Source organism: Limosilactobacillus kribbianus (assembly GCF_026413145.1).
GTDB lineage: Bacteria > Bacillota > Bacilli > Lactobacillales > Lactobacillaceae > Limosilactobacillus > Limosilactobacillus kribbianus.
Genome location: NZ_JAOVYZ010000022.1, coordinates 1 through 23,995 on the forward strand (window position 1 = coordinate 1; position 23,995 = coordinate 23,995).

The following is a 23,995-nucleotide window of genomic DNA, read 5'->3' on the forward strand; positions in this document are numbered from 1 at the left end:
ATTGATTCTCGACGCTTAGCTTTTAAAACACCTTGGTACCAAGGCTTATTTAAGTGCGTCAAAAATCTGGTCAAAACAAGTTTGTCAGTGATAATTTTATCTTGACTTATTACCACATGACTTGAAATCGTTTGCAGGCGTTGCCTTTAGTATATGAGATTTAACTGTTAGTTGCAAAGAAGGCCAGTCTGCCGGGAAGCTCCCGACAGACCGGCCTTTAATTTTATAGTGTGTTCTTAATATCGTAAGGCTTTTGACCCTTGCCAGGCTCTTTGGCGGCATCCTTGGCATAGAAGATGGCGTATTCTTCATCGTCGGGCCCCTTGGCAATCACCAGGTCATCATTACGGCGTTCTCGCTTGAAAATCTGGCCCTTGCGCACGGCCTCGTTGTAGTCATGGATGTTGGCAATTGAATCGCCAGGATTGAAAAAGATCCGTGTTTCCATACTATTCTCCCCTTTCTACGCGCGACTTGGTAAGTCTATTTTAGCACGATCGAGGACGTGACCGTGAGCAGCACGGCGAAAATCATTCAGCCAGTAGCCATTTTCCAGTGGCAACATGGTATCCAGTGCGTAAACAATCAGAGTGTAGTCGTGAGTCTTATCTGGTGGCTGAGGACCGACATAACCATTGATGATCTGCGGATCGCCGTTGACCAATCGTCCGGCGTTGCTGTTACGCCCCTGAACAAATTGGTCAGCAAGCTGGCGGCTGGCATCAGCCGGAAGTTCGGTCATATTTGCTGGAATGTTAGTGGCCAGCCAGTGAATCCAGGTAAATCCGCAGACCGGGGTGGAGTCGAAATCCACGAAGACGATGGCAAACGCTTTTGTGCCGACCGGAGCGTCACTGATCAAAATCGGAAAAGACTTGATCGGATGGTCAGCTAGCATGGCAGAAGCGGGAGCGTACTTGCCGTACTCGTCCGCTAGCAGGCCATTTTTAAGAGGTACAGAAATTTTCATGAAAACTCATCTCCTATTCAAGGTAATTATGTCGCAGCTGCGCTAGTTCCGTCGGGCTGATTGCGAGGTAGTCGGTCAAGTAGTGGTGAACATTTCCATAGTTAGCTTCGATCGTTGTGATCGCCTTGGTAAGGTAATCAGAATTGACGGAGGCCAGCTCACGGCGGTTGTTAATCAGGACATCGGTTGCCGGGCCCTGGGGTAGGTTTTGACGCATCTGGGCCAGCCATTGTTCTCGAAAGTCTTTTGTTACCTGGTTAGTCAGCAGGTAGTCCTGCAGAATTGTTTCACGGGGAACATTCAGCGCGCTAAGGAGCAGGAAGGCCGCCATTCCTGTCCGATCCTTGCCGGCAGTGCAGTGGAAGATGGCCGCCCCCGTTTCATTCGCGATCAGGCGCGCAAACATTTCCTGGTAAGCCTTCTTAGCACTCGGCATGGTCGCCATTCGCTCATAGACCTCCAACATGTGCCGGTAGCCGTTGCCGGGTTTGCTCATTCGCTTGGCAATCTCCGTATCACTATGCGAAGCGTCAGTCTCGTCCTCGACGAAGACGGGCAGGTGGTAATAGTTGGCACCAGCGGGGACGCGGTCAGGATCCTTGCTAATTTCGGCAAAGCCCCGCAGGTCGATATCAACAGTTACGGGAATCTGGGCGAGTTTGGTCAGGTCCTGGTTGTCAAGTTCGGCCAGCGATCCGGTACGGAGAAGCCGACGCCACTTCACCGTCTGGCCGTCGGTGGTTTGATAACCGCCCAGGTCGCGGAAATTGTAGCCGCTATGAATGTCAAGTAAACGTTCTGGCATTGTGATCCTTCTTTCATTAAGATGATTAGTTCCTATTCTAAACCATTTTTACCTAAAAATGGGGCCAAAGCCATGGCCAGCTTCTTGCCAGCCGCACAAGATCCCGCCTGGTCGGGATGGAGGCCGTCAGTGAAAGACGGGCACCAGTCGACGGTATCGATGACCGGGAGCTGATATTTATGACCAATTGCCGTGATTTGCGAGCGAAAACTTTGGCTAAACGGGATCAGCAGGATGAGCAAAACGGCGGGAAAGGTTGCCAACGCTTGTTTGATAAAGGCCTCGTAGGCGGTGGCAAAGTCAGCAGCGGTGAATCGGCGGTCATTTACGCCAAGGTTGATCACCACGAGCTGGGGACGATTGGGCTGCCAACAGGTATTTTGGTCGATCCGGGGTAAAAAGCCGCTGGCCACTGGTACTCCACCAGTGGCTGGGCGGAGCACCCCGCCGGCAGAATAAGCAATTCGGACACTATCAACGTCGAGCAGGTCAGCCGCAATGGCCGCATAGTTGCTTTCGGGCCGGTAGTCAATGGCGGCGTGCTTTCCATTGATCCAGCAGCCAGCCGTAATCGAGTCGCCGATGAAATCAACAACGGGGCGTAGCGGTGCCATCGAAATTTGTCCGATATCGTCAACTTCGATGGAACGAATGGCAAAGCCTTGGTCACCGCTCCAGACCGCATCAAGGTCACTGTTGCCCGCGGTCATGATCTCAACCGTGTGAGAGTCGGGGCCGATGGTGAAGTCGGCTCTGCCACAGCTGGCTGGGAACCGTTGCCAGGCTTGATCATCAAGCCGCATAGCATATTGCTGACTGGGACCGAGCTGAGCATGGCGGTTCGCTACGTTAACAACAAGGTGGTGGCTGTTGGTCACCTGACAGCGGAGTATGCTTCCCAGATTGGTCGTATAGAGGACCGGACCATCGGAAAAATCTTTAATGGTCCAGCGGCCGGTTCGGCTGGCAAGCGGAAGCAGTTGTTGTGGGGAATAATTCTGCATAATGATCCTTCTTTCGCAAATCTTAATTTTAAGTATGGTACCACAAAGCCCTGATAAATGGACGGTCTGGCGGCATTTTACGAAAGCGCTTGCAAAAATTACAAAATAAAAATGTAAGCGCTTATTGACAAATCGGGTAAAGAAGACTAAATTAGATTTAGTAAAAGTTTACTACACTTGTTTTACAATCTGTTGGATTGAAGCATGGAGGTTATTGTGATGGATAAACAACAATTTTTAGATGAATATAAAAAGGTCTTCAACGAAAACGGCAAGGACGTCTTCTTCTCACCAGGCCGGATCAATGTGATTGGTGAACACACCGACTACAACGGTGGGCACGTTTTCCCATGTGCTATTAGTATTGGTACTTACGGGGTTTACGGTCCGCGTGAGGACACCACGGTGGCCATCTACTCCGCTAACTCCGCCAAGGAAGAAAACAGTAAGATCATCACCTTTGACATCAATGATGACCAACCACAAACTGCCAAGGACGAGAAGTGGGTTAACTACTTCAAGGGGATGCTGGTTTACCTGAAGCAACGCGGCTACAAGATTGACCACGGGTTCAACTTCTACATCCATGGTTACCTGCCATATGGTTCTGGCCTTTCTTCATCTGCTTCCATCGAAATGCTGATGGGGAACCTGCTGAAGGAAGAATTCAACCTCGACATCGACGAAATCGAACTGGTTAAGCTCGGTCAGAAGACGGAAAATGACTTTGTTGGTCTGAACTCCGGGATCATGGACCAGTTTGCTGTCGGCATGGGGAAGAAGGACAACGCCATCTACCTCGACTGCAACACCCTGGAATACAAGTACCTGCCACTGGAACTCGGTGACTACGAAATCGTCATCATGAGCACCAACAAGACCCACTCATTGGCCGGCTCCAAGTACAACGAGCGGGTTCAGGAATGTGAAGAGGCTGTTAAGCGCCTGAGCAAGGAGCTCGACATCAAGAAGTTGGGTGAAATTGACCTCGACACCTTCGACCAATACACCTACCTGATCAACGACGACACCCTGATTCGTCGTGCCCGTCACGCCGTTAGCGAAAACGAACGGACCAAGAAGGCCATTGACGCAATGCAGAAGGGTGACCTGGAAGAGCTCGGTCGCCTGATCAACGCTTCTCACGTTTCCCTGAAGTACGACTATGAAGTCACCGGGAAGGAACTGGATACCCTGGCCGAAAACGCTTGGGAACAACCAGGCTGCCTGGGTGCCCGGATGGTCGGCGGTGGTTTTGCCGGCTCCGCTATTGCGATCGTCAAGAAGTCCGCTGCTGACGAATTCAAGAAGAACATCGGCAAGATCTACCGGGACAAGATTGGTTATGACGCCAGCTTCTACGATGCCGAAGTTGTCGACGGCCCACACAAGCTCTAATAATTCAGATTTAGTTGTTTGAACGCTGAAAATGAGGGGAACGAGATTCAATGAAGTTAATGGAAGAATATGCTGATAAGGTCATTGCAAGCGGCGCCTATGAACCGCTGGACCGGATCTACGTTTTGAACAAGATCCGTGGCTTTGTCGGTGATGAAGACGTTGAAGCAAAAGACGGGAAATCCCTGGTTAGCCAACTGGTTGACCTGGCCGTTTCACGCGGCAAGATCGAAGATGGTCAGACGGCCCGCGAAATCTTAAACGATCAGCTGTACGATCTGATGACACCACGTCCGTCCGTTGTTAACCACGAATTCTGGGAAAAGTACCAGCAGTCACCGGACACGGCAACCAACTGGTTCTACAACCTGTGTACCAGCAACAACTACGTCAAGGTCGAAGCTATCAAGAAGAACGTTGTCTTTGACAAGCCAACCAAGTACGGCAATCTAGAAATCACCATCAACCTTTCGAAGCCGGAAAAGGATCCAAAGGCCATTGCTGCTGCTGCCCACGATACTAAGAAGAAGTACCCGCAATGTGCCCTCTGCATGGAAAACGAAGGCTACAAGGGGCGCTTAGGTCAGGCCGCCCGGAGTAACCACCGGGTCATTCGGATGATGATCGGCGGTCACAAGTGGGGCTTCCAGTACTCACCATACGCCTACTTCAATGAACACTGCATCTTCTTGGACAGCAAGCACGAACCAATGCACATCAATCGGCAGACCCTGATCAACCTGGTCGAGATTGAGAAGCAAATTCCTGCTTACTTCGTTGGCTCCAACGCCGACCTGCCAATCGTCGGCGGCTCCATGCTGGCTCACGAACACTACCAAGGTGGCCGACACAGCTTCCCAATGATGAAGGCCGAGATCAAGAAGCCGCTTGAATTCAAGGACTTTCCAGATGTTGAAGCAGGTATTGTTAACTGGCCAATGAGCGACATTCGCCTGACCAGTGCTAATACGGAACAACTGATTGACCTCGGGACCCACATCATCAACGTTTGGGATCACTACAGCGACGAGAGCTTAAACATCAAGGCCTTCGACGGTGATACTCGCCACCATACTGTGACGCCAATTATGCACCGCGATGGCAAGAAGTTTGTCCTCGACCTGGTTCTGCGTGACAATAACACCAGCGACCAGTATCCACTGGGCATCTTCCACCCACACGAAAAGCTTTGGCACATCAAGAAGGAAAACATTGGTCTGATCGAAGTCATGGGTCGGGCAATCCTACCAGCACGGCTGAAGAGTGAATTGGCCGAGGTCAAGAAGTTCTGGCTCGGTGAAGACAACCAGATTGCCGACAGTCATTTGCCGTGGGCCAAGGAAATCCAGGCCAAGATGACCATTACCAAGGACAATGTGGACGAAGTAATGGAACAAGAACTGGCCAATGTCTTTGCCAACGTGCTTGAAAACGCCGGTGTCTTCAAGGATGACGCCGCGGGTCAAGCCGGCTGGGAACGCTTTGTTGAAAAATTATAGTAAAAGTTGGTAAAATAGTTTGTAGTTAAAACGGAAAGGGTTGAATTAAGAATGGCAGTAACGTTGCGCGACATTGCGAATAAAGCGGGTGTTTCGATTGCAACCGTCTCACGGATTCTTAATAATGACGCGACCCTTTCCGTCAACGAAAAGACGCGGCAACGGGTCTTAGACACTGCGGAACGCTTTAACTACACAAAGCACAAGCGTTCCCAAAACAACCGGGTGCAGAAGATCGCGGTTGTGCAGTGGTATTCGCTGACCCAGGAGCTCGATGATCTCTACTACATGGCCATTCGGATGGAGATTGAACGCTCCGCCCAGCAAAAGGGTCTCCAGACGGTGCCAATCTACCAAAACAATATGGAGGATATTCCTCAGGATGTTACCGGCGTGATCGCGATCGGGAAGTTCAGTGACTCCCAGGTCAAAAAATTGCGGCTGGTAACTCCCAACATTGTTTTCGTCGATTATGACAGCCTGGCTGCTGGTTACGACTGTCTCGTGCCCGACTTTGAAAATGCGGTCCATTCAGTCATTTCCGAATTCTTGGATGAAGGAATTGACGACATCGGAATGCTGGCGGGGACGGAAAAGACGACCGATAACGAGATCGTTCCTGACCTGCGGCTGTTCTACTTTGAAAGTGATCTGCGCCAACGCAACCTCTATCATCCGGAGTATATTTTTGCCGGCAACTACACCTCGATGTCCGGTTATCAGGTGATGAAAGAGGCGATCGCCAAGCTTGGTGATCGGCTGCCCCACGGGATCTTTATTGCCAATGATCCGATGGCAGTCGGGGCCCTCAAGGCGGTTCAGGAAGCCAAAATTGAGATTCCCAACCGGCTGGCACTGATTAGCTTCAATGATACGGCCCTAGTCAAGTATGTCTACCCAAGCATGTCGGCTGTCCACGTTGCTACCGATGAGATGGCCCATGCTGCCGTGGACATGATGATTAAGCGCCTGCAAAACCCGGACAACGACCCATGCAAGACCGTTGTCGGTACCCACTTGATTAAGCGTCAAACAACTAAATAAAACCAATACAAAAGGCCTCGTTCGCAGCAACGTGAACGGGGCCTTTTGTTATTTTTTAATTCGCTTTTGGTACCACCGATACAGAGAATAGGCAGCAATGAACGTCATGATCACTAGCACCACCGTGGTGTACTGATCAAAGATAACGACGATTTTTGCCCATGACTTGCCTACCCAGGCACCGAGGCCAACTAGAATAGTATTCCAGACGGCACTTCCGATTGTCGTCAGCAGGCAGAAGCGGGGAAGTGGCGTTTGGGCAATTCCCGCTGGAATCAAGATCAAGCTGCGGATGACGGGAATACATCGACCATACAGGATTCCACCGGTACCATGCTGGTTAAACCAGTTGACCGCCTTTTGGGCATCGTCGTGGCGAAAGCCGAGCAGCCGGAAGGGCCGACTTGCAAGCATGCTTCCCAGTCGGGCCACGGTGAGTTGACGGCCCAGCGCGTAGAGGATTAGGGCACCGATTAGTGAGCCCAGGGTGGCGCTGAAAATTATGCCGCCAATTGTCAGTGTACTCTTGGTGGCAAGAAAGCCACTCATTGTCAGGATGATTTCAGAGGGCAGGGGTGGAAAGATATTTTCCAGGGCAATTAAAAGGGTGATGGCTAGGTAGCCATAGTGGTTGATGAGGGTGGTGATCCACGCGTTCATTCAGCACGCTCCTATCGAAAATTAGTTTTGGTAGACCTTTTGTCCACCGATCCATGTTTCACTAACTCTAACATCTTTCAGCTCTTCTGGCGCGGTCGTGAAGATATCTTTATTCAAAATTACAAAATCGGCATCCTTGCCGGCCGTCAGGGTTCCATTTTGATCAAAGCCACCGATCTTAGCTGCGTCCCGGGTGTAGCCGAGAATTGCCTGCGGCACCGTGATCGCCTCCTCAGGGTTGACCACGTCGCCATTAGCGGCCTTCCGGGTGACCGCCGCATAGATGCTGTAGAAGGGACTGTCAGGTTCCGCCCAGGGCGTACATGGGGCATCGGAGCTCAGACCGAGCAGGGCAGAGGAGTTCAGCATCGTCTTGACCCGGTAGGCGGTCTTGAACTGCTCTGGCGAGAGGTAGTTCCGGTAGGACTCGTCTTCGGCAAAGTAGAAGATTGGCTGGGTGACCAGGGCATAATTCATTGGACTGGCGTCGATTTGGGCAAACATCTCATCGGTCATCAATGAGGCATGTTCGATCCGGACTGATGGCATATCCGGCAACCATGGCTGCAGGTCTTTGGTAATGTCGATGACCCGTTGGATGGCGGCATTGCCCATCGCGTGGATGGCAATCTGGAGCTTGTTTTTTTGAGCAAAGGCCACCTCCTGCTTGAGCTTTTCCACGCTCGTTAGGCTGACGCCCATTTTGCCGGACGGGTAGGGTTCTTTGTTGAAGGCCGTCTCACCGGAGATGCTGCCGTCCATGAAGACCTTGATGCCGGCAACCCGCAGTTGTTGGTCACCACTGGGCGTGAGCGGCGCCTCTGGATCCAGTTCATCGAAGACGTAGTAGATCGATGTCTTGGGGGTGAAACCGGCCTTCACGGCGTCCTGGTAGAGTCTGAGGGTGGTATAGGGCTTCATCCGCCCCATCATTTCGCCAATTGCTACCAGGCCGTTTGCCAGGTAGTGCTTAGAGCTGTTGACCATGTTGGTGACGTCGTTTTCGTAGCTCTGGGCGGACTTGGCCCGGATCAATAGTTGGGAAGCAGCTACTTCTCGCATGAAGCCGGTTGGCCGGCCATCGGCGAAGCGTTCAATCTTGCCGCCAACCGGGTCGGGAGTGTGCTCGTCGATTCCAGCGAGTTCCAGGGCCTTAGAGTTGCCGACTGAAGAATGGCAGTCCGAACGATAGATAAAGATCGGTTGGGTCGTGGAGACGGCGTCCAGGTCATCGCGGTTAGGGCTGCGGTGCTCAGCTAGCTTGGTTTCATCGAAGCCCCAGCCCTCGATCCAGGTGTCAGGGCCCTTACCGAAGCTTGGCGACTGGCGGAGGGCCTCCTGCATTTCCTTGATGCTGTTGACGTTTGGCGGGGTGCAGGCTGTGCCGTGCAGGGCGTCGGCGATGTATTTGGGGTGGGTCTGACAGTCGATCAGGCCGGGGAGGACAGTCTGGCCGTGCAGATCGACTACCGTTCCCTCAGGTGCCAGTGCGGTACCCACGGCTTTGATTTTGCCGGCGTCAATAATCATAGAGTCCGCAAAGCTGGTTTCGTCGGTTCCCAGAAAAATTTTTCCGTTAACATAAGTGGTTGTCATCTGAATAACCTCATTTCTTTTGCGCTTTTATTAGCAGTTCTAAATATAATCCTACCTGACTTTACCGAAATATAAATCGCTTTCACCTGTGTAAAATAAAAAGTGAATGCATGCTGACTAGTGATTTTAAACCGTTCGGATTTTAATGACAAATTGTTAAATTTTTGCAAAAAATGGACTGAGATGTGCTAAAGTAGAACAAGACTATCTGAGAGGTTGGATGAAAAAGTGAAAAATTACCGTTTTAGCCGGCTCAGCATGGGCTGGCAGATTATGATTGGCCTGGTCCTCGGGATTATCTGTGGGGTCCTGTCCTACCATAATCAAAACGCGATTGTTGCGATGCAAAGTCTGGGAACCATCTTTATTCGGCTGATCCAAATGATCGTTATGCCGATCGTGGTTTCCTGCCTGACGGTCGGGATTGCCAACATCGGGGATATCAAGAAACTGGGGCGGATCGGTGGAAAAACGATCATCTACTTTGAAGTCTTAACGACGATTGCCCTGATTCTCGGGATCACGATGGCCAATCTGACCCACCCGGGAACCTTTATCAATATCCATGACCTGCACGCGACGGACATCTCGCAGTACATGTCGACGGCGAAGTCAGCCGCCCACAACAGCGGCTTCTGGCCTTTGATCTTGTCGATTATCCCGACGAACATCTTTAAGTCGATGGCCGACGGGGATATGATGCCGGTGATCCTGTTCTCAGTCCTCTTTGGCTTGGGAATCGCTGCCGTCGGGGAGAAGGCCCAGATTTTGATCGACGTCTTGAACGGGGTGGCCGAGGTCATGTTCAAGGTTACCAACTGGGTTATGAAACTGGCTCCCATCGGTGTCTTTGGCCTGATCGGGATGACTGTGGCTGAGATGGGGTTGAAGGCCCTCCTACCATTGGGCTACTTTATCCTGATTGCCTACCTGACGATGCTGATCTTCATCATTGTCATCCTCGGCATTACGGCCCACCTTTTCCACCTGCGTTACTGGAAGACGATGCACGTGATCTTGGAAGAAATCGTCCTGGCCTTCACCACCGCCAGTTCCGAAGTAACGTTGCCACGGCTGATGAAGAAGACCCATTTGATGGGGGTGAGCGAGGGGATTACCTCCTTCGTCATTCCGACCGGCTACACCTTCAACCTGGACGGGTCGGCGATCTACCAGTCCTTGGCCGCCATCTTCCTGGCCCAGGCGTACGGCTTGCACCTGTCCCTTTCTCACCAGATTACTTTGCTGGTGGTCTTAATGATCACTAGTAAGGGGATGGCTGGGGTACCAGGGGCGTCTTTCGTCGTCCTGTTGGCCTCTGTCTCCACGATTGGGGTACCAATGGCCGGGCTGACCTTTATCGCCGGAATTGACCGCTTCGTCGACATGGGCCGGACGGCGGTCAACGTGGTCGGCAACTCGATTGCCACCCTGGTCATCGGTGAATCCGAAGGTGAATTGGACCGGAAGCAGTACAACGAGTACCTGGATAATTATGGAAAAAGATAAAAAAGATAAAAAAGATAAAAAATAAGTAAAAAACAAAATCGCCACCCGAGTTGATTGCTCACGGTGGCGATTTACTTATTCTTTATTTTCTTGTTCCGGTGCCTGCAATTCGACCCCGCGGTGCTCAACGCTGGTGCTGAAGACGATCTGGGTGCTAGTCTTGCCAAAGCGTTGCTGGATGGTGTTGATGAAATCATCCAAGTTGGTAGTTGAGGGGAAGACGACCTCCATGATCTCAGAGTAGTCGCCGGTAACGCAATTGCACTCGATCACGTTGGGGATGCTTTGAATATACGGGTAAAATTCCTGTTTTTGACGAGGCTCCAGTTGGACCTGGATAAAGGCCCGGACGTGGAACCCGATTTGTTCCATGTTAATGCTGGAGTGGTAGCCGGTGATAATGCCGGCCCGTTCCAGCTTGGTGATCCGGGCGGCAATGGCTGGCGAGGAAATGAAGCACTCCTTGGAGAGATCCTTTAATGAGGCCCGGGCATTCTGTTGTAGTAGGTTGACAATTTTCCGATCAATTTTATCCATAAGTACTAGCCTCACTCAATCAATTGTTTCATAAGATGATAAAAAGTTAATTTTCTAATCAACGTTTAATATACCTTCAAATTGTAGGGGATTTTTGCGCAAAAGTCAATTTTGAAAAAAGTTTCCCGATCCAAGAAGCAGAGTTCCGTAAGCGCTACAAATAATGTTACAATATATACAAAAGCTGTATGAAGTGGAGGCTCAATATTATGGATCAAGAATATCAAAACATTTTAGTACCAGTTGATGGCTCAAAGGAATCCGAGCAGGCACTGCATCGGGCAATCTTTGTTGCTAAGCGGAACGGGGCGCACATTGATATCTTAAACGTTATTGACACCCGGGCGATGGCCTACAACTTCGCCGGAATGTCCGACGGCAGCATTGCTTACCAGTTGGTTGACAAGTCCAAGGAATACCTGGACGGTTTGCTGAAGTCCGCCAAAACCAAGGATGACTTTGACAACTTAGACATCCACATTCGGCTGGGGAACCCGAAGACCATCATCTCCTTCGACTTCCCACACGATCACCATAACGACATGATCATCATGGGTGCTAGTGGTCTTTCCCGGATGCAGCGGGCGGTTATGGGCTCAGTTACTTCCTATGTTAAGCGGAATGCACCGGTTGACGTCCTGGTTGTCCGGACCGATGTGGATCAGGTCAAGGACTAAGCGTCTGATTATAGTCTGAATTAAAAAATCATCCGTGAATCGTTTTTCGATGCACGGATGATTTTTTGGTTAGCCTTCTTGTTGAATCTGTTTGATCACCTTGGCCGGGACACCGCCCACGACGACGTTATCCGGGATGTCCTTGGTGACGACCGATCCCGCAGCCACAACGACCCCGTTGCCAATCGTGACTCCCGGGCAGATGGTGGAGTGGCCACCGATCCAGACGTCATTGCCGATGGTAACCGGCTTGCCGATCCCCAGGCGCTTCCGCCGTCCCTTGGTCGTCAGGGGATGATTGACGGTGTAGATGTCGGTGTTCGGGCCGATCCAGACGTTGTCACCGATGTTCACCGGGGTGATGTCCAGGACGGTCAGGTTGTAGTTGGCCAGGAAGTTGTCGCCGACGTGGATGTTCTTGCCGTAGTCGAAATTAAAGTTCGAGTGGATCACCAGGTTCTTTCCGGCGGAACCGAGGATCTCGCGGGCCTTGGCCTCCTGTTTGGCTGCCTCGTTTTCAGGGATGGCATTGAATTCCTGGGCGAGGGTGGCTGCGTTGAGCTTGCGGGCTGCTACCTCGGGAGCACCGAAGTTGTACCATTCGCCCGCTTCGAGCTTGTCGAGTTCAGACATTAGTTATCATTCCTTTCTGGACGATCAGCAGAGAGTGACAATTCACGTTCATCCTTAAATTGTTGCAGCAACTTGGTGTACTTGTCAGTTGCCAGGTCCGAAGAGATTTTGCCCAGCGGCAGGTGGGTTGGCAGCTGGTCGCTGTGGTTGGTGACCTGATCAATGATGATTTCAGCGGCCATCACTGGGTCGCCGGGCTCGTGGTGGGCGCCGTTGGCCATGTCATCGATGAACTTGGTGAACTGCTCGTAGTCATCGTGGGTCGGCATCGTCTTGTGCGATGACCGCCCCGCCCAGTCGGTCCGGAAGCCGCTTGGTTCGACCAGCATGGTCTTGATGCCGAGATCCTTGACTTCCTCTTCGATCGAGCCCGTGATCCCTTCGACGGCGTACTTGGTGCCGTGGTAGAAGGAGAGGGTCGGGAAGGAGTAGAGACCACCGATCGACGAGAAGTTGACGATCACGCCGGACTTTTGCTTTCGCATAATCGGTAGTGTCTCACGGGTCATATCAACCAGGCCCCAGACATTGACGTCGAACATGTACTTGACGTCTTCCAGGTTAGATTCTTCAAAGGTACCGAAGTAGCCGAGCCCGGCGTTGTTGACCAGGACGTCGATGCCGCCAAAGCGTTCGGTAGCACTCCTGACAGCGGCAACCACCTGGTCGTGCTTAGTGACGTCGAGGATCACCTTGGCGATTTGCCCGTGGTCGTACTGGTCCAGGTAGTCCAGCTGCCCGGCCTTCCGCGAGGTGGCGACGAGATTGATGTCATCGTGCTGGGCCAATTGAATCGCTAACTGCTTGCCAAAGCCGGTGTGGGTACCGGTAACTAGCCATGTTTTACTCATCATCAAGATCTCCTTTGTTAAACTCTTTTTGCTGTTTTCTTCTCTACAAGTGCTATACTACAAGTTAAACCATGGTTTAAGTCAACGGGAAGGACGGATTTTTTTATGAGATATTCAATTGGTGATGTGGCAAAAAAGATGGACGTACCAATCTCAACCCTCCGTTTCTATGATAAGAAGGGGCTGCTGCCCTTTGTTGACCGCGATGAGGCCGGCCGGCGCTCCTTCAAGGACAACGATCTCAACTTCCTGGAAGTGATTGAGTGCATGAAGAAGTGCGGAATGACGATCAGTGAAATCCGCCACTTCATCGACCTCTGCATGGAAGGTGACATCACCTTAGAGGAACGTTACGAGCTCCTGGCCAGGGAGGAGCAGGCGGTTGCCAAGCAGATCGCGGAGCTCAAGGCCCAGCAAGACTTCCTTCACTATAAGATGTGGTACTTCAAGACGGCTCTGGAGGCGGGGACCGAGGAGATCCACATGACCCAAACCGCTGAGGGCGAGCGGATCGATCCAGACATTCACGAGCAATACCAGGCGGCCCTGGCGAAGTGCCACGACATCAAGGAACTGACCGATTACCAAAAGAACTACGCGGCTAAGCAGCAGGCCTAATCAAAAAGACCCGTTCGAGATTTTCTCCCGAGCGAGTCTTTTTTAGTTGAGGGCTAAGTCCTCTTCAAATTTGTTAGCAGGGACAATTACTTGTTTTCCAGGTCCTTCTTGGTGACCTTCAAAACATTGTCCTTCGAGGTGACTTCTTCACCGGCTTGCTTCTCCAGTTCGAAGTCAAACTCTTCGCTGTTAGTGACGGTAACGATGACGGTGTCATCGAGACCAGCCTTCTTGATGGTTGGGTCCCAGAATTCCATCAGTTCATCACCCTTTTCGACGTGTTGACCCTTGTCGAAGTAGGTAACGAAACCAGTACCGTGCAGCTGAACAGTGTCAATACCGACGTGGATCAGGAGAGCAACGCCGCTGTCGGAAACCAGACCAACCGCGTGCTTCGTGGAGAAGGTTGCCCGAACAGTCCCGGCAAATGGTGCATAGACCTTACCATCGGATGGCTTCAGGGCAAATCCTTGACCCATGCTGCCGTTGGCAAAGGCAGGGTCCTTAACATCCTTGAGTGCCACTAAGCTACCAGCAACTGGGGCTGGGATTTCAGTAACGCCTGGCTGTGGAGCAGGTTGTGCTTCTTCAGCGTTGTCGCTTTCGGCATTGCCGCCGTTGGCGAATTGCTTCCCCCAAGTTTGTTCCAGTTCAGCAACGATCTTGGCGTGCATCTTTTCATCCAGCTTAACCTTCTTGGCGAAGATCAAAACGGAGATGATGATCATGATGGCAGGAGCTAAGAACATCACCATCTTGAACTTCATAATTCCGGAAGCGGTCAGCGTCTTGGCGGTGGCACCAGCGGTCATCCCGGCAGCAATAGCCGTAGGACCGATGATCCAACCAGAAACGGCACCGGCGAACTTATCGAGCAGTGGACGAACAGAAAGAGTTAACGATTCATCACGGTGACCAAGCTTCAGCTGACCATATTCAACTGAGTCGGTAATCGTCATCAGGACAACCAGGAATACCAGTGGCTGTGGAATGAAGAATAATTCGGCACCGATCAGGACCAGAACAAGTGACTGACCAGCAAAGGCGAAGATCAGCAGACCAACAGCCAGCAGTGCAACGGCACCGTAGAAGAGCTTCCGCCGACTGATCTTGTTAGTGAACAGTGGGAAGGTTAAGACGGAAATGATACCAACGATCGTGTTCAGACCACCCAGGATGGACAGGGCACGAGAATCACCCAGAATGTAGGTGAAGTAGTAGGTTTCCATACTGTTAACCAGCGTGATACCAGTAGTGTAGAACAGGTAGGACATGGCGATTGAGAACAGTTGGTCGTTCTTAATCAGGATCTTGAAGACATCTTTCAGCTTCGTCTGTTCCTTGTTTTCACGAAGCAGTGACTTCTGTTCGTGAGTACCAAGACCAACACCGATCGCGGTGATGGCGGCAACAGCGGCAACGATGGCGGCAAAGATGAACCAACCACGGTCGTCACCGGTCCCACCGTTTTGGTGAACGGAGAAGAACAGAACGACTGGCATGATGACCAGCGTAACAATCTGGGCACCGGCAGTTGAACCAACCCGGGCGAAGGTAGCAATCTTGTCACGTTCGTGGGAGTTGAATGACAGGGCTGGCAGCATTGACCAGAAACCAACATCATTGAAGGAGTAGAAGATATCCATGATGATGTACAGAACGGCGAACAGTACAAGGTATAAATAAGGGCTCTTAACGTTAAGTCCGCCGAGGTTCGTGAACAGTGCAGCCAGGATGACAGCGGAGATAATCCCACCGCCGACAACCCACGGCTTGAATTTACCCCACTTGGTATTGGTCCGGTCAATGGCGTTACCAATCATTGGGTCGATTAACAATTCGATAATCCGCAGTACGGCAATGATGGTCGTAACTATTAAGACCATGTGGTCATTGAAGGCTTTGTTACCAGAGTTAAACAAGTGACCGGTAACGAACATAATAAAGTAAGTTGAGAGCAATGCGTAGAAGGCATCATGCCCGAAGGCACCCATCGAGTAGGCGAATCGTGCACGGCCAACGTGTTCAGTGCTCTTTGAACTATTGTCCATATTGACTCCTCTTTTCTGCAACAACTTTGATGTAACTTACAAGTGTAATGTTAAGCGCTTTCAATAAATATGTCAATGCTTTTTTAGTAAAGTTTTACGAGAAATCAGATCATCTGTCTAGTTCAATTATGCACATTGGCTTCAAACTGTTTGGCAAAGCGGTTCTTTCTCTCCTTTGACGGTCAGCGGTGCGAAAAGTGGAGGGTGTTTTGTAAAACCAAATTAGTAAAATTTTAGAATAAAAAAGGCAACCGTCGCATCGACGGTTGCCAATTTAAGCCTTGCTTACAATTTAATTATTGTTCTTCGTACCAGCTGTAGTGGTAGTTACCTGGGCGGTCAACCCGTTCGTAGGTGTGAGCACCGAAGTAGTCACGCTGAGCTTGCAGTAAGTTGGCAGGCAGAACCTTTGCCCGGTAGGAGTCGTAGTAGGAAATAGCGGCAGAAAGGGCTGGAACAGGAACACCGGCCTTGATTGCCAGGGAAACCACGTCCCGAATTGCCTGCTGGTACTTCTTGGTGATGTCCTTGAAGTAGTCGTCCAAGAGCAGGTTCTTCAGGTCAGGGTTCTTGTCGAAGGCATCGGTGATGTTTTGCAGGAATTGGGCCCGAATGATGCAGCCGGCACGCCAAATCTGGGCTAATTCACCCATCTTGAGGTTCCAGTTGTAACGCTCGGAGTCAATCCGCATCTGTTCAAATCCTTGAGCATAGGACATCACCTTACCGAAGTAGAGGGCTTCCCGAATCTTTTCGATCATTTCCTGCTTGTCGGCGATAGAAACATCTTCGGTGACCTCAGGCAGTTCCTTGCTTGCGGCTACCCGCTCGTCCTTCATCATTGAGATGTAACGAGCGTAAACGGCTTCGGTGATCACGGATTGTGGTGCGCCACCGTCAAGGGCCGTTTCGGAACTCCACTTCCCGGTCCCCTTGTTGGCACCCCGGTCGAGGATCATGTCGACGATTGGCTTGGACTTGTCGTCACCAAGGTCGTCCTTACGAGTCAGAATGTCGGCGGTGATGTCAACCAGGTAGGATGACAGTTCACCCTTGTTCCATTCTGCGAAGGTCTTGGCAATGTCATCGACTGGCATCTTTAAGACGTTTCGCATGATGTTGTAACTTTCGTCGATCAGCTCTTCGTCACCGTATTCAATCCCGTTGTGGACCATCTTAACGTAGTGACCAGCCCCGTTTGGACCAACATAGGTAACGCATGGCTTGCCGTCTTCTTCGGCCTTGGCAGCAATTTGTGTCAGGATTGGTTCAACCAAGTCGTAGGCTTCCTTTTGGCCACCAGGCATCAGGGCTGGGCCGTGGAGAGCACCAAGTTCACCACCGGAAACACCCATGCCGATGAAGTTAATGCCGGACTTATCAAGCTTGGCGTTCCGGGCCATCGTGTCGTGGAAGTTGGTGTTCCCACCATCAATCAGGACGTCACCCTTGTCAAGCAGCGGCAGCAGTTCATCGATGACGGCGTCGGTAGGCTTCCCAGCCTTGACCATCATCAGGATCCGCCGTGGCTTTTCCAGTGAAGCGACGAAATCTTCAATCGTGTAGCTTGGGACCAGCTTTTTATCGCTGTGGTCCTTCATCATTTCGTCGGTCCGGTTACGGTGCCGGTTGTAAACACCAACAGTAAAACCGCGACTCTCAATATTCAGAGCGAGGTTCTTTCCCATGACAGCTAAACCAACAACACCAATTTGTGCTTTTTGATCAGACATTCAAGTCACTCTCCTCATATAAAAACTTGTGAGCTGTTTCACAGTTACCATTATAGCAAATCAGTCAAATACTGCAATTGAAAACCATTCAATATCAAAAAGCTTTAAGACTTTGCAGCCTTAAAGCTTTTTGATTATTTTTAGTGGTTAAGTTGGTAAACCCACTTCCGGCCATCACGGGCAAGCAACTCGTCAGAAGCGGCTGGGCCCATGGAACCAGGCGTGTAGTTAGGGAACTGTGGCTTTTCGATGTCCCAGAGTTTGCGGATAACATCCACGAACTTCCATGCGTAGGCAATTTCGGCCCATGAAGCAAAGTTGGTGTGGTTACCTTCCAGAGCATCGTGGAAGAGCCGTTCGTACGGTTCAGGTGCTTCCTTCTTGTCGGTGTCGCTTTGCAGATGAGACAGTTCAACTGGCTGCGTAACAAAACCTTGGCCGGCGCGCTTGGCGTTCAGTTGGAGACCGAAACCGGACTTTGGTTCAACGTAGATCGTCAGAACGTTGGAGTTCAGGGATTGGTCGCTTTCGTGACGTGGGTCGGCAAAGATGTCGATCAGTGGCTTCTTGAAGACAACGTCGATCCGGGTGAACTTGTCGGCTAACTTCTTACCAGTCCGAACGTAGAACGGTACTCCTGACCAGCGGTAGTTGTCAAACAGAAGCTTGGCAGCAACGAAGGTTTCAGTACCGGATTCTGGGTCAACCCCGTCAGCGTCACGGTAAGCTTCCGTGCCGTTACCGGCGTCGTATTGGCCACGAACAAAGTTAGCTGCGGCTTCAGATGGAGTGTAAACCCGCAGAGAACGCAGGGCCTTGATCTTTTCAACCCGAACATCGGAGTCGGTGAAGGAAACAGGCTGTTCCATTGCCAACTGAGCAACGATCTGCATGATGTGGTTCTGAACCATGTCACGCAGGGCGCCGGAATTGTCATAGTAGCCGGCCCGCTCTTCAACACCCAGCTTTTCACTCAGGGTTACCTGGATGTTATCGATGTAACGGTTGTTCCAAAGAGATTCGATGATCGTGTTACCAAACCGCAGTGCTTGGATGTTTTGAACCATTTCCTTGCCCAGGTAGTGGTCAATCCGGAAGATTTGGTTTTCGTCGAAGGTCTTGGACAATTCGTCGTTCAGCTTCTTAGCGGAGTCGAAGTCCCGACCGAATGGCTTTTCGATAACCAGCCGGTTGAAGCCGTCGTCGCTTAAGAGATCTTGCTTCTTCAGGTTCATGGCGATAGTACCAAAGAACTGTGGTGCCATGGACATGTAGAAAAGACGATTGCCTTCGGTGCCGAATTGCTTGTCGAGTTCAACAATCCGTTCCTTTAAGGCAGTGTAGTGTTCAGGCTTAGTGACGTCGTGTGCCTTGTAGAAGAAGTGCGTTGAGAAGTCTTCTGCTTCGCCTGAACGGGTTTCTTCAACATCCTTGATGGAATCACGAACAAGTTGTTGGAATTCTTCATCACTGTATTCGTGACGAGAGGTACCGAGCAATGCAAAGTGGTCAGCCAAGTAGCCCTTTTGGTAGAGCTTGAAGAGAGCCGTGTACAGCTTCCGTTTAGCTAAATCACCGGTTGCCCCAAATAACGTAATGACAGCTTTATTTTCTGTAGCCAAAAATGTTCACTCCTTCTGAAAATTCAGAAATTCTATAACGCTTCAATTATATACTCTTCAGGGCGCTTCTGCACTAAAAAAGAAACCGTTTGCGCAGATTTGTCAGGCGGGCCAGAAATGGAATAGGAGGGGGAAAAAGCGTCATGATCGTGATTTGCTAACCGCTTGTCATTTATTGGTCTAGAACAAAATTGTTTACTAAAATTTGGATATCAAAAAAGGACTGCCGAACTTATGCGACAGTCCCTAGGTAAATGTTAAATATATTGGTGCCGTTCCGCCAGGACTCCACAGACGGTGAAGAAGAGAGCGGCAATCATGATTACAACCAGGCTGGCAAACCAACCGTGCGTCTGCGCGTTCAGGTTGCCGACCACGATCGGTCCCAGTGCCGAGATCAGATAGCCGACGGATTGAACCATCCCCGACAGGCTCCGGGTGTCGGTGGCGTTCTTCGTCTTGAGACCAAAGAGGGTCATGGCTAAAACAAAGGTCGTCGTAGTTCCGGCCCCCAGGAGCAGGGCAACGATGCAGAAGTAGGCAAAAGAGCCGACATGGAAGAACATCATTAGCGTGCCCAGCATGGAAACGATCCCCGCAAAAAGCATGATTGGTTGGCGATTGGTCATTCTGGTGGCAATCACCGGAATCAGGAAGGCGAACGGGATCGAGAAGAGCTGGAGCAGGCCGGCGATCAGACTAGCCTGGTTACTGGACAGGCCGGCGTCCATGGCAATGGAAGGCAGCCAGGCGACGATACTGTAGAAGACAAAGCATTGCCCACCGAAGAAGAGCAAAAGCCACCAGGCGTTCATGTTCTTCCACATGTTGGTCCCCTTAGTTTCCTGGGTAGCGGCCGTGTTCGCGACTCGCTCGTTGTACTTTAAGTTTGGCAGCCAGACGATGGCGGTGATCAAAGCGATGGCGCTGATGATCGTGACCGCAGTTTGCCAGGAGCTCTGATGAGTAATCGGGGTGATCGCGTAGGCCCCGATCGCAGCGAAGAGGGTCATTGCGGTGTTGTACATCCCGGTGACGCTCCCGATCTTGTCCGGGTACTTGTCGGCGATGATGGCCGGCAGGAGGACGTTGATGCAGGTGATGGCAATGCCGACCAGTGCCGTTCCCAAGATCAGCCAGGTGAAATTGATGATTCGCAGGTAGGAACCGATAAACATCAAAATCATGGCGATTTCCAATGTCAACTCGTTCCCCAGGCGCTGAGCGGTCGAGGAGACCAGTGCGGAAAGCAGTCCGAAGCAGAGCAGCGGGATGGTCGTCAAAATCCCCAGGCTAGTTGGGGCGACATTGAAGGTAGCAGCGATTTCCTTGACAACTGAAGGAATTGCAGTGATCGGCATACGCATGCAGACACCGAGGAGGAGCAGCCCGAGCAGGAGCAACGGGCTGTGATTTTTAATTTTTTTCACGAGATTCGTCCTTTCTTAGTGGGATTAGGTAAAACCTTAAACTAAATTAAACAATTTTATTATAGCATAATGTCTGGCAAATCCCGATTAAATAACGATGAGAGGGAGCGTCCTTGCCCGCCTGGTGGGGATTTTTTGACTGTCAGTTTTGCCGAAAAAGGCAGCCTGAAATTGGGGATGACCGTCGTGAGTGGATTTGACGCCACTTGGCGAAAACCATATAATCGAACAAGAAGTTTGAGACGGAGGAAAAACATGACGGCAAAAATATACCCGTACCTCACATTCGAAAATGCCAAGGAAGCCATGGACTACTATGTCCGTGAATTTGGGGCGGAAATCACCTATCATCAATCATTAAATGAGCAGCAGGCGGAGAGCCTGGGGATGCCGACTGATCGGGAGCACCTGGAAAAGACAACCCTGCGTGGCGAATTTACCATTGCTGGGCAGAAGTTTATCTGTGCCGATGCTACGATGGGGACTCCCCAGACGTCGAGCTTGGTGTCGATCATGCTTAGTTTTACCGACGACCCTAGTCAGGCCCGGCAGCTGTTTAATCAGCTGGCGCAGTCCGAGGATCAGCGGGTGACGGTGCCGTTTGGTGATTGGATGTTTGGCAGCCAGATGGGGCAGGTGGTTGATAAGTACGGGATCACCTGGTTGATCACCACTGATTACGATTTACCGGAACAATAATTAAAAAACAAGGGAATGGGGGGCGCTCGGCCAATCCATTCCCTTGTTTTTTAATTGAATTCTGCCCAGCGCTTCTTGAGGATGGCGTAGATTCGCTCGGCATCTCGAGAAGTACCGCGCAGTTCATAGTCGGCCAAAAATGGAGCGTTGAAGCGGTGCGCATACATCCGCGCGGTCAGACAGTACTGCTCGTTGAAGTTGCGGTTACCGCTGCCGACGACTCCCAGGCACATAGCAGCGTTGTTACCGTCCGCAATGTATTCGCCGAGGGCATTGGTCATGATTTCGGTGTAGCCAGAGTCAATGCCGTTTCCACCAGTTAGATAAGTCGGAACAAAGACGAAGAAGGGCTTTTCCTCTTTGGCGGGAATGGTTTGATCGCTGATTTCCTTGGTGGTGATCAGTGGATTGTCAGCGTTAAAGGTATGCTGCTGCTTGGCATACTCACTTAGTTGGTTTAGAAAAGCGCGGGTATTGCCTTCGAGTGAAATGTAGATGATGTTTATTGGTGCCATTGCTAATTCTTCCTTTTAATTTATCGGTTGCTGGATTGAGCTCTCCTAATTATACAACACTTGGATCAGCAATTATGATTCCAACAGCTACCCAAATTAGCTAAAAATGGCGAAAGCCCCTTTGCCCACGGTCAGAAAATGATAAAATTATAAGTAAGAACGTGTACAGTAGGGGGAGCAAATGTTGAGCAGAATTGTTTTAAATGACGTTACATTTGAAGCCAAATCGGGAGATCAGCTCGAAGGAGTTTCACTAGAGTTAACGTCACCGCAAATGGTTGCAATTTGTAGCGATGATCAGGGGGCGCCCAATGCGCTTGAACAGCTTCTCGCCGGGACTGGTAAGGTACTAGATGGCAGCGCAGCGGTCAACGACCAGGATGTTTCGCACCAAAAACGACACTATGCTGACAATATCGCCAGCCTTGCAGAAATCGATCTGCGGGGACGTCAGGTCAACAAGGCAATTAAAAAGGCCTTACGGCACCAAGACAACGCTCTGTCACAAGCAGCCACCGAGCAGCTGGCCCAGTCATTGGGGGTTCAAATGGACGCCCGGTTGGCCGATCTTGATGCGGTTCAGCAACAAAAACTAAAATTGGCCGTTTTGCTGGCCCTGCGTCGGCCGATTGTGCTGCTCCAGGACGGTTTAGACATCTTGCCGGAGGACGCCCGACTGACCATCGGCAATCTGCTTCGTGATTATGTTCAAAAGACGAATTCACTGGTCCTATTTACGAGCACCGACGTTTCGACAATGATGCGTTTTGCTGACGTGATTTACTACTTCAACGGCAGTCGACTAACCTCGGCCCGGGCCCTGCGTGCTAGCGACGGGGTTGATTGCACGGTGACGGTCACCGGGACGGGTCTCCCGGTGGAACTGGCGGTGAAGATGGGAGCGCATATGCTTGAGGAGGCCCCAAACGAGACCCGGTTCCTCTACACCGGCAATATTCAGGCCCTCCTGCCGCTTTTGGAGCAGAGTACGATCACGGATGTCCGGATTGAGGATGCCTCGGTTGAAGATGAGTTGATGGCCTACTAAGGAGGATTTGATGGCAAGAATTGTAATTGTAAGCCACCGGCACGACCGGCTCGCCCGGCTGTTGATGGAAAACACGTATTCAGCGGTGGTCACCAGCAACTTTGAAATTGATTTTCAGGCGGGGGATCTGCTTTGCTGGCTGCCAACGGTCAATGAGCCGGTTGATGATGAGGTGCAGGACCTTGCCGCGGCAATTGACCGGGCTGTCTTTGCACCACAAAAGATTGTGATGCTGTCGATCGCTGGCACGGCCGATGACGCCAACCTTAACCAGGTGAAGCACTGGTACGACAAGCATGCTCAGCAAGCGGTCTGGGCCCACCAGTACGCCGTCAAGATGATCGACGAGCTGGAACTGCCCTATGTTGTGGTTCGCTCCCTGCCAATCGTTGAGGGGAAGAGTCCGCTCCAAATCGTCGACGAGGGACAGAAAATGACAGGCGAGCAGATTGGCGATCAAACGCTGGCCGCCGTTTTGCAGACAGCCCTGACTACTTCCCGTTACGACAACCATTCGATTGGTGTCATGCCAAAAACGAAATGAGGGAAAAACATGGAAAGAAAACTAACTAATTACCGGCAATGGCAAAAACAACTCCAAGACATTCGTCTGCCACGGTGGAAGGAGCTTCCCAGCCTTGGCCTTTACGTTGACCAGGTGGTGACCGTGGTCAATGAACAGCTGGCCGCCTTTGATGTTGAGCCCCTGACCAAGGCGATGGTTAACAACTACGTCAAGAAGAAGGTCATCCAGGCCCCGGTAAAAAAGAAGTATGCGGTGAACCAACTGGTCGATCTTTTATTGATCGGCTTCTTCAAGGTCAGTTTTAGTATCGACGATATCCGGGCTGGTATCGCCCAGGTGACGATCAGCACCTATCCGCAACAGGCCTACGAGCATTTTGCAACGATTCTTGAGACGATCCTGGCTGAGCAGCCGGTTGAATCGGCTGCCGATCAAATTGATCCGGCCAGCCAAGCACTGATGGAAGCAGCCATTCAAGCGGTGCTTGCCCATTTGAAGGCTAAGCACATCTTTGCCGAGATGCACGATCACCAGCAGCCCTTAGATGTGGAGAAGGGCTAAAAAGGAGCG

At 51.1% G+C, this 23,995-nt stretch carries 24 protein-coding genes; 10 read left to right on the forward strand and 14 right to left on the reverse strand.

All coding sequences use genetic code 11. From position 1 onward, the window contains the following. Positions 1-223: 223 nt before the first annotated feature. Genes OCT58_RS05945 through OCT58_RS05960 form a run of 4 tightly spaced genes read right to left on the reverse strand, consistent with a single transcriptional unit; the run spans position 224 to position 2,779 of the window. Complete coding sequence (locus OCT58_RS05945) at positions 224-448, reverse strand: hypothetical protein (RefSeq protein WP_267201964.1); 225 nt, start codon at positions 446-448, stop codon at positions 224-226. Between the two features lie 15 nt (positions 449-463). Further along, positions 464-970, reverse strand: a complete 507-nt coding sequence (locus OCT58_RS05950) for a YbhB/YbcL family Raf kinase inhibitor-like protein (protein WP_267201965.1) — start codon at positions 968-970, stop codon at positions 464-466. Positions 971-983: 13 nt separating this feature from the next. Next, positions 984-1,775, reverse strand: a complete 792-nt coding sequence (locus OCT58_RS05955) for a tyrosine-protein phosphatase (protein WP_267201966.1) — start codon at positions 1,773-1,775, stop codon at positions 984-986. Positions 1,776-1,807: 32 nt separating this feature from the next. Next, positions 1,808-2,779, reverse strand: coding sequence for an SGNH/GDSL hydrolase family protein (locus OCT58_RS05960; RefSeq protein WP_267201967.1), 972 nt, complete (start codon positions 2,777-2,779; stop codon positions 1,808-1,810). 219 nt (positions 2,780-2,998) lie between these two features. Between OCT58_RS05960 and OCT58_RS05965 the strand changes: the two genes are divergently transcribed. From OCT58_RS05965 to OCT58_RS05975, 3 genes are read left to right on the forward strand one after another with little or no spacing between them, the layout of a single operon-like run. Next, positions 2,999-4,177 carry a galactokinase gene (locus tag OCT58_RS05965; protein ID WP_267201968.1) on the forward strand — a complete coding sequence of 393 codons (1,179 nt, stop codon included), beginning with the start codon at positions 2,999-3,001 and terminating at the stop codon, positions 4,175-4,177. A gap of 50 nt (positions 4,178-4,227) precedes the next feature. Continuing rightward, positions 4,228-5,676, forward strand: a complete 1,449-nt coding sequence (locus OCT58_RS05970) for a UDP-glucose--hexose-1-phosphate uridylyltransferase (RefSeq protein WP_267201969.1) — start codon at positions 4,228-4,230, stop codon at positions 5,674-5,676. Between the two features lie 51 nt (positions 5,677-5,727). Continuing rightward, positions 5,728-6,720 carry a LacI family DNA-binding transcriptional regulator gene (locus OCT58_RS05975; protein ID WP_267201970.1) on the forward strand — a complete coding sequence of 331 codons (993 nt, stop codon included), beginning with the start codon at positions 5,728-5,730 and terminating at the stop codon, positions 6,718-6,720. A 48-nt stretch (positions 6,721-6,768) separates the two neighbouring features. Here OCT58_RS05975 and OCT58_RS05980 read toward each other — a convergent pair whose 3' ends face one another. Beyond that, positions 6,769-7,380, reverse strand: coding sequence for a DedA family protein (locus OCT58_RS05980; protein ID WP_267201971.1), 612 nt, complete (start codon positions 7,378-7,380; stop codon positions 6,769-6,771). Between the two features lie 21 nt (positions 7,381-7,401). Then, on the reverse strand, positions 7,402-8,976 hold the full coding sequence (locus OCT58_RS05985; RefSeq protein ID WP_267201972.1) for an amidohydrolase: 1,575 nt from the start codon (positions 8,974-8,976) through the stop codon (positions 7,402-7,404). Positions 8,977-9,204: 228 nt separating this feature from the next. On the opposite strand from OCT58_RS05985, the gene OCT58_RS05990 reads away from it, so the two are divergent. Beyond that, entirely contained in the window at positions 9,205-10,485 is a 1,281-nt protein-coding gene (locus OCT58_RS05990) for a cation:dicarboxylate symporter family transporter (RefSeq protein ID WP_267201973.1), read from the forward strand. A 75-nt stretch (positions 10,486-10,560) separates the two neighbouring features. Here the strand turns inward: OCT58_RS05990 and OCT58_RS05995 are convergent, their stop codons facing one another. Then, on the reverse strand, positions 10,561-11,022 hold the full coding sequence (locus OCT58_RS05995; protein WP_267201974.1) for an Lrp/AsnC family transcriptional regulator: 462 nt from the start codon (positions 11,020-11,022) through the stop codon (positions 10,561-10,563). 209 nt (positions 11,023-11,231) lie between these two features. Here OCT58_RS05995 and OCT58_RS06000 point away from each other — a divergent pair, with 209 nt between their 5' ends. Continuing rightward, positions 11,232-11,699 carry a universal stress protein gene (locus OCT58_RS06000; protein WP_267201975.1) on the forward strand — a complete coding sequence of 156 codons (468 nt, stop codon included), beginning with the start codon at positions 11,232-11,234 and terminating at the stop codon, positions 11,697-11,699. A gap of 69 nt (positions 11,700-11,768) precedes the next feature. Here the strand turns inward: OCT58_RS06000 and OCT58_RS06005 are convergent, their stop codons facing one another. Both OCT58_RS06005 and OCT58_RS06010 read right to left on the reverse strand, forming a co-directional pair. Next, entirely contained in the window at positions 11,769-12,332 is a 564-nt protein-coding gene (locus OCT58_RS06005) for a sugar O-acetyltransferase (RefSeq protein ID WP_267201976.1), read from the reverse strand. After that, entirely contained in the window at positions 12,332-13,186 is an 855-nt protein-coding gene (locus tag OCT58_RS06010) for an SDR family NAD(P)-dependent oxidoreductase (protein ID WP_267201977.1), read from the reverse strand. Before OCT58_RS06010 ends, OCT58_RS06005 begins: the two co-directional genes overlap by 1 nt. Before the next feature lie 102 nt (positions 13,187-13,288). Between OCT58_RS06010 and OCT58_RS06015 the strand changes: the two genes are divergently transcribed. Next, positions 13,289-13,801, forward strand: a complete 513-nt coding sequence (locus OCT58_RS06015) for a MerR family transcriptional regulator (RefSeq protein WP_267201978.1) — start codon at positions 13,289-13,291, stop codon at positions 13,799-13,801. A gap of 86 nt (positions 13,802-13,887) precedes the next feature. Here OCT58_RS06015 and OCT58_RS06020 read toward each other — a convergent pair whose 3' ends face one another. The 4 genes from OCT58_RS06020 to OCT58_RS06035 all read right to left on the reverse strand — a co-directional run bounded on the left by OCT58_RS06020 (position 13,888) and on the right by OCT58_RS06035 (position 20,637). Further along, complete coding sequence (locus OCT58_RS06020; protein ID WP_267201979.1) at positions 13,888-15,852, reverse strand: sugar MFS transporter; 1,965 nt, start codon at positions 15,850-15,852, stop codon at positions 13,888-13,890. Between the two features lie 296 nt (positions 15,853-16,148). Next, the gene (gene gnd / locus OCT58_RS06025; RefSeq protein ID WP_267201980.1) at positions 16,149-17,585 is read right to left on the reverse strand and encodes an NADP-dependent phosphogluconate dehydrogenase; all 1,437 of its coding nucleotides are present in this window, start codon (positions 17,583-17,585) and stop codon (positions 16,149-16,151) included. A gap of 140 nt (positions 17,586-17,725) precedes the next feature. After that, a complete protein-coding gene (gene zwf / locus OCT58_RS06030) occupies positions 17,726-19,207 on the reverse strand; it encodes a glucose-6-phosphate dehydrogenase (RefSeq protein ID WP_267201981.1) in 1,482 nt (493 codons plus the stop codon). Between the two features lie 257 nt (positions 19,208-19,464). After that, entirely contained in the window at positions 19,465-20,637 is a 1,173-nt protein-coding gene (locus tag OCT58_RS06035; protein ID WP_267201982.1) for a CynX/NimT family MFS transporter, read from the reverse strand. Positions 20,638-20,892: 255 nt separating this feature from the next. On the opposite strand from OCT58_RS06035, the gene OCT58_RS06040 reads away from it, so the two are divergent. After that, positions 20,893-21,336: a VOC family protein gene (locus tag OCT58_RS06040; RefSeq protein WP_267201983.1), complete on the forward strand. Its 444-nt coding sequence runs from the start codon at positions 20,893-20,895 to the stop codon at positions 21,334-21,336. A gap of 50 nt (positions 21,337-21,386) precedes the next feature. On the opposite strand, the gene nrdI is transcribed toward OCT58_RS06040, so the two are convergent. Continuing rightward, on the reverse strand, positions 21,387-21,851 hold the full coding sequence (gene nrdI, locus OCT58_RS06045) for a class Ib ribonucleoside-diphosphate reductase assembly flavoprotein NrdI (protein WP_267201984.1): 465 nt from the start codon (positions 21,849-21,851) through the stop codon (positions 21,387-21,389). 181 nt (positions 21,852-22,032) lie between these two features. Between nrdI and OCT58_RS06050 the strand changes: the two genes are divergently transcribed. From OCT58_RS06050 to OCT58_RS06060, 3 genes are read left to right on the forward strand one after another with little or no spacing between them, the layout of a single operon-like run. Continuing rightward, a complete protein-coding gene (locus tag OCT58_RS06050; protein WP_267201985.1) occupies positions 22,033-22,899 on the forward strand; it encodes a multidrug ABC transporter ATPase in 867 nt (288 codons plus the stop codon). A gap of 10 nt (positions 22,900-22,909) precedes the next feature. After that, the gene (locus OCT58_RS06055) at positions 22,910-23,443 is read left to right on the forward strand and encodes an NAD(P)H-binding protein (protein WP_267201986.1); all 534 of its coding nucleotides are present in this window, start codon (positions 22,910-22,912) and stop codon (positions 23,441-23,443) included. A gap of 9 nt (positions 23,444-23,452) precedes the next feature. Next, a complete protein-coding gene (locus OCT58_RS06060; RefSeq protein ID WP_267201987.1) occupies positions 23,453-23,986 on the forward strand; it encodes a DUF1836 domain-containing protein in 534 nt (177 codons plus the stop codon). Positions 23,987-23,995 lie beyond the last annotated feature (9 nt).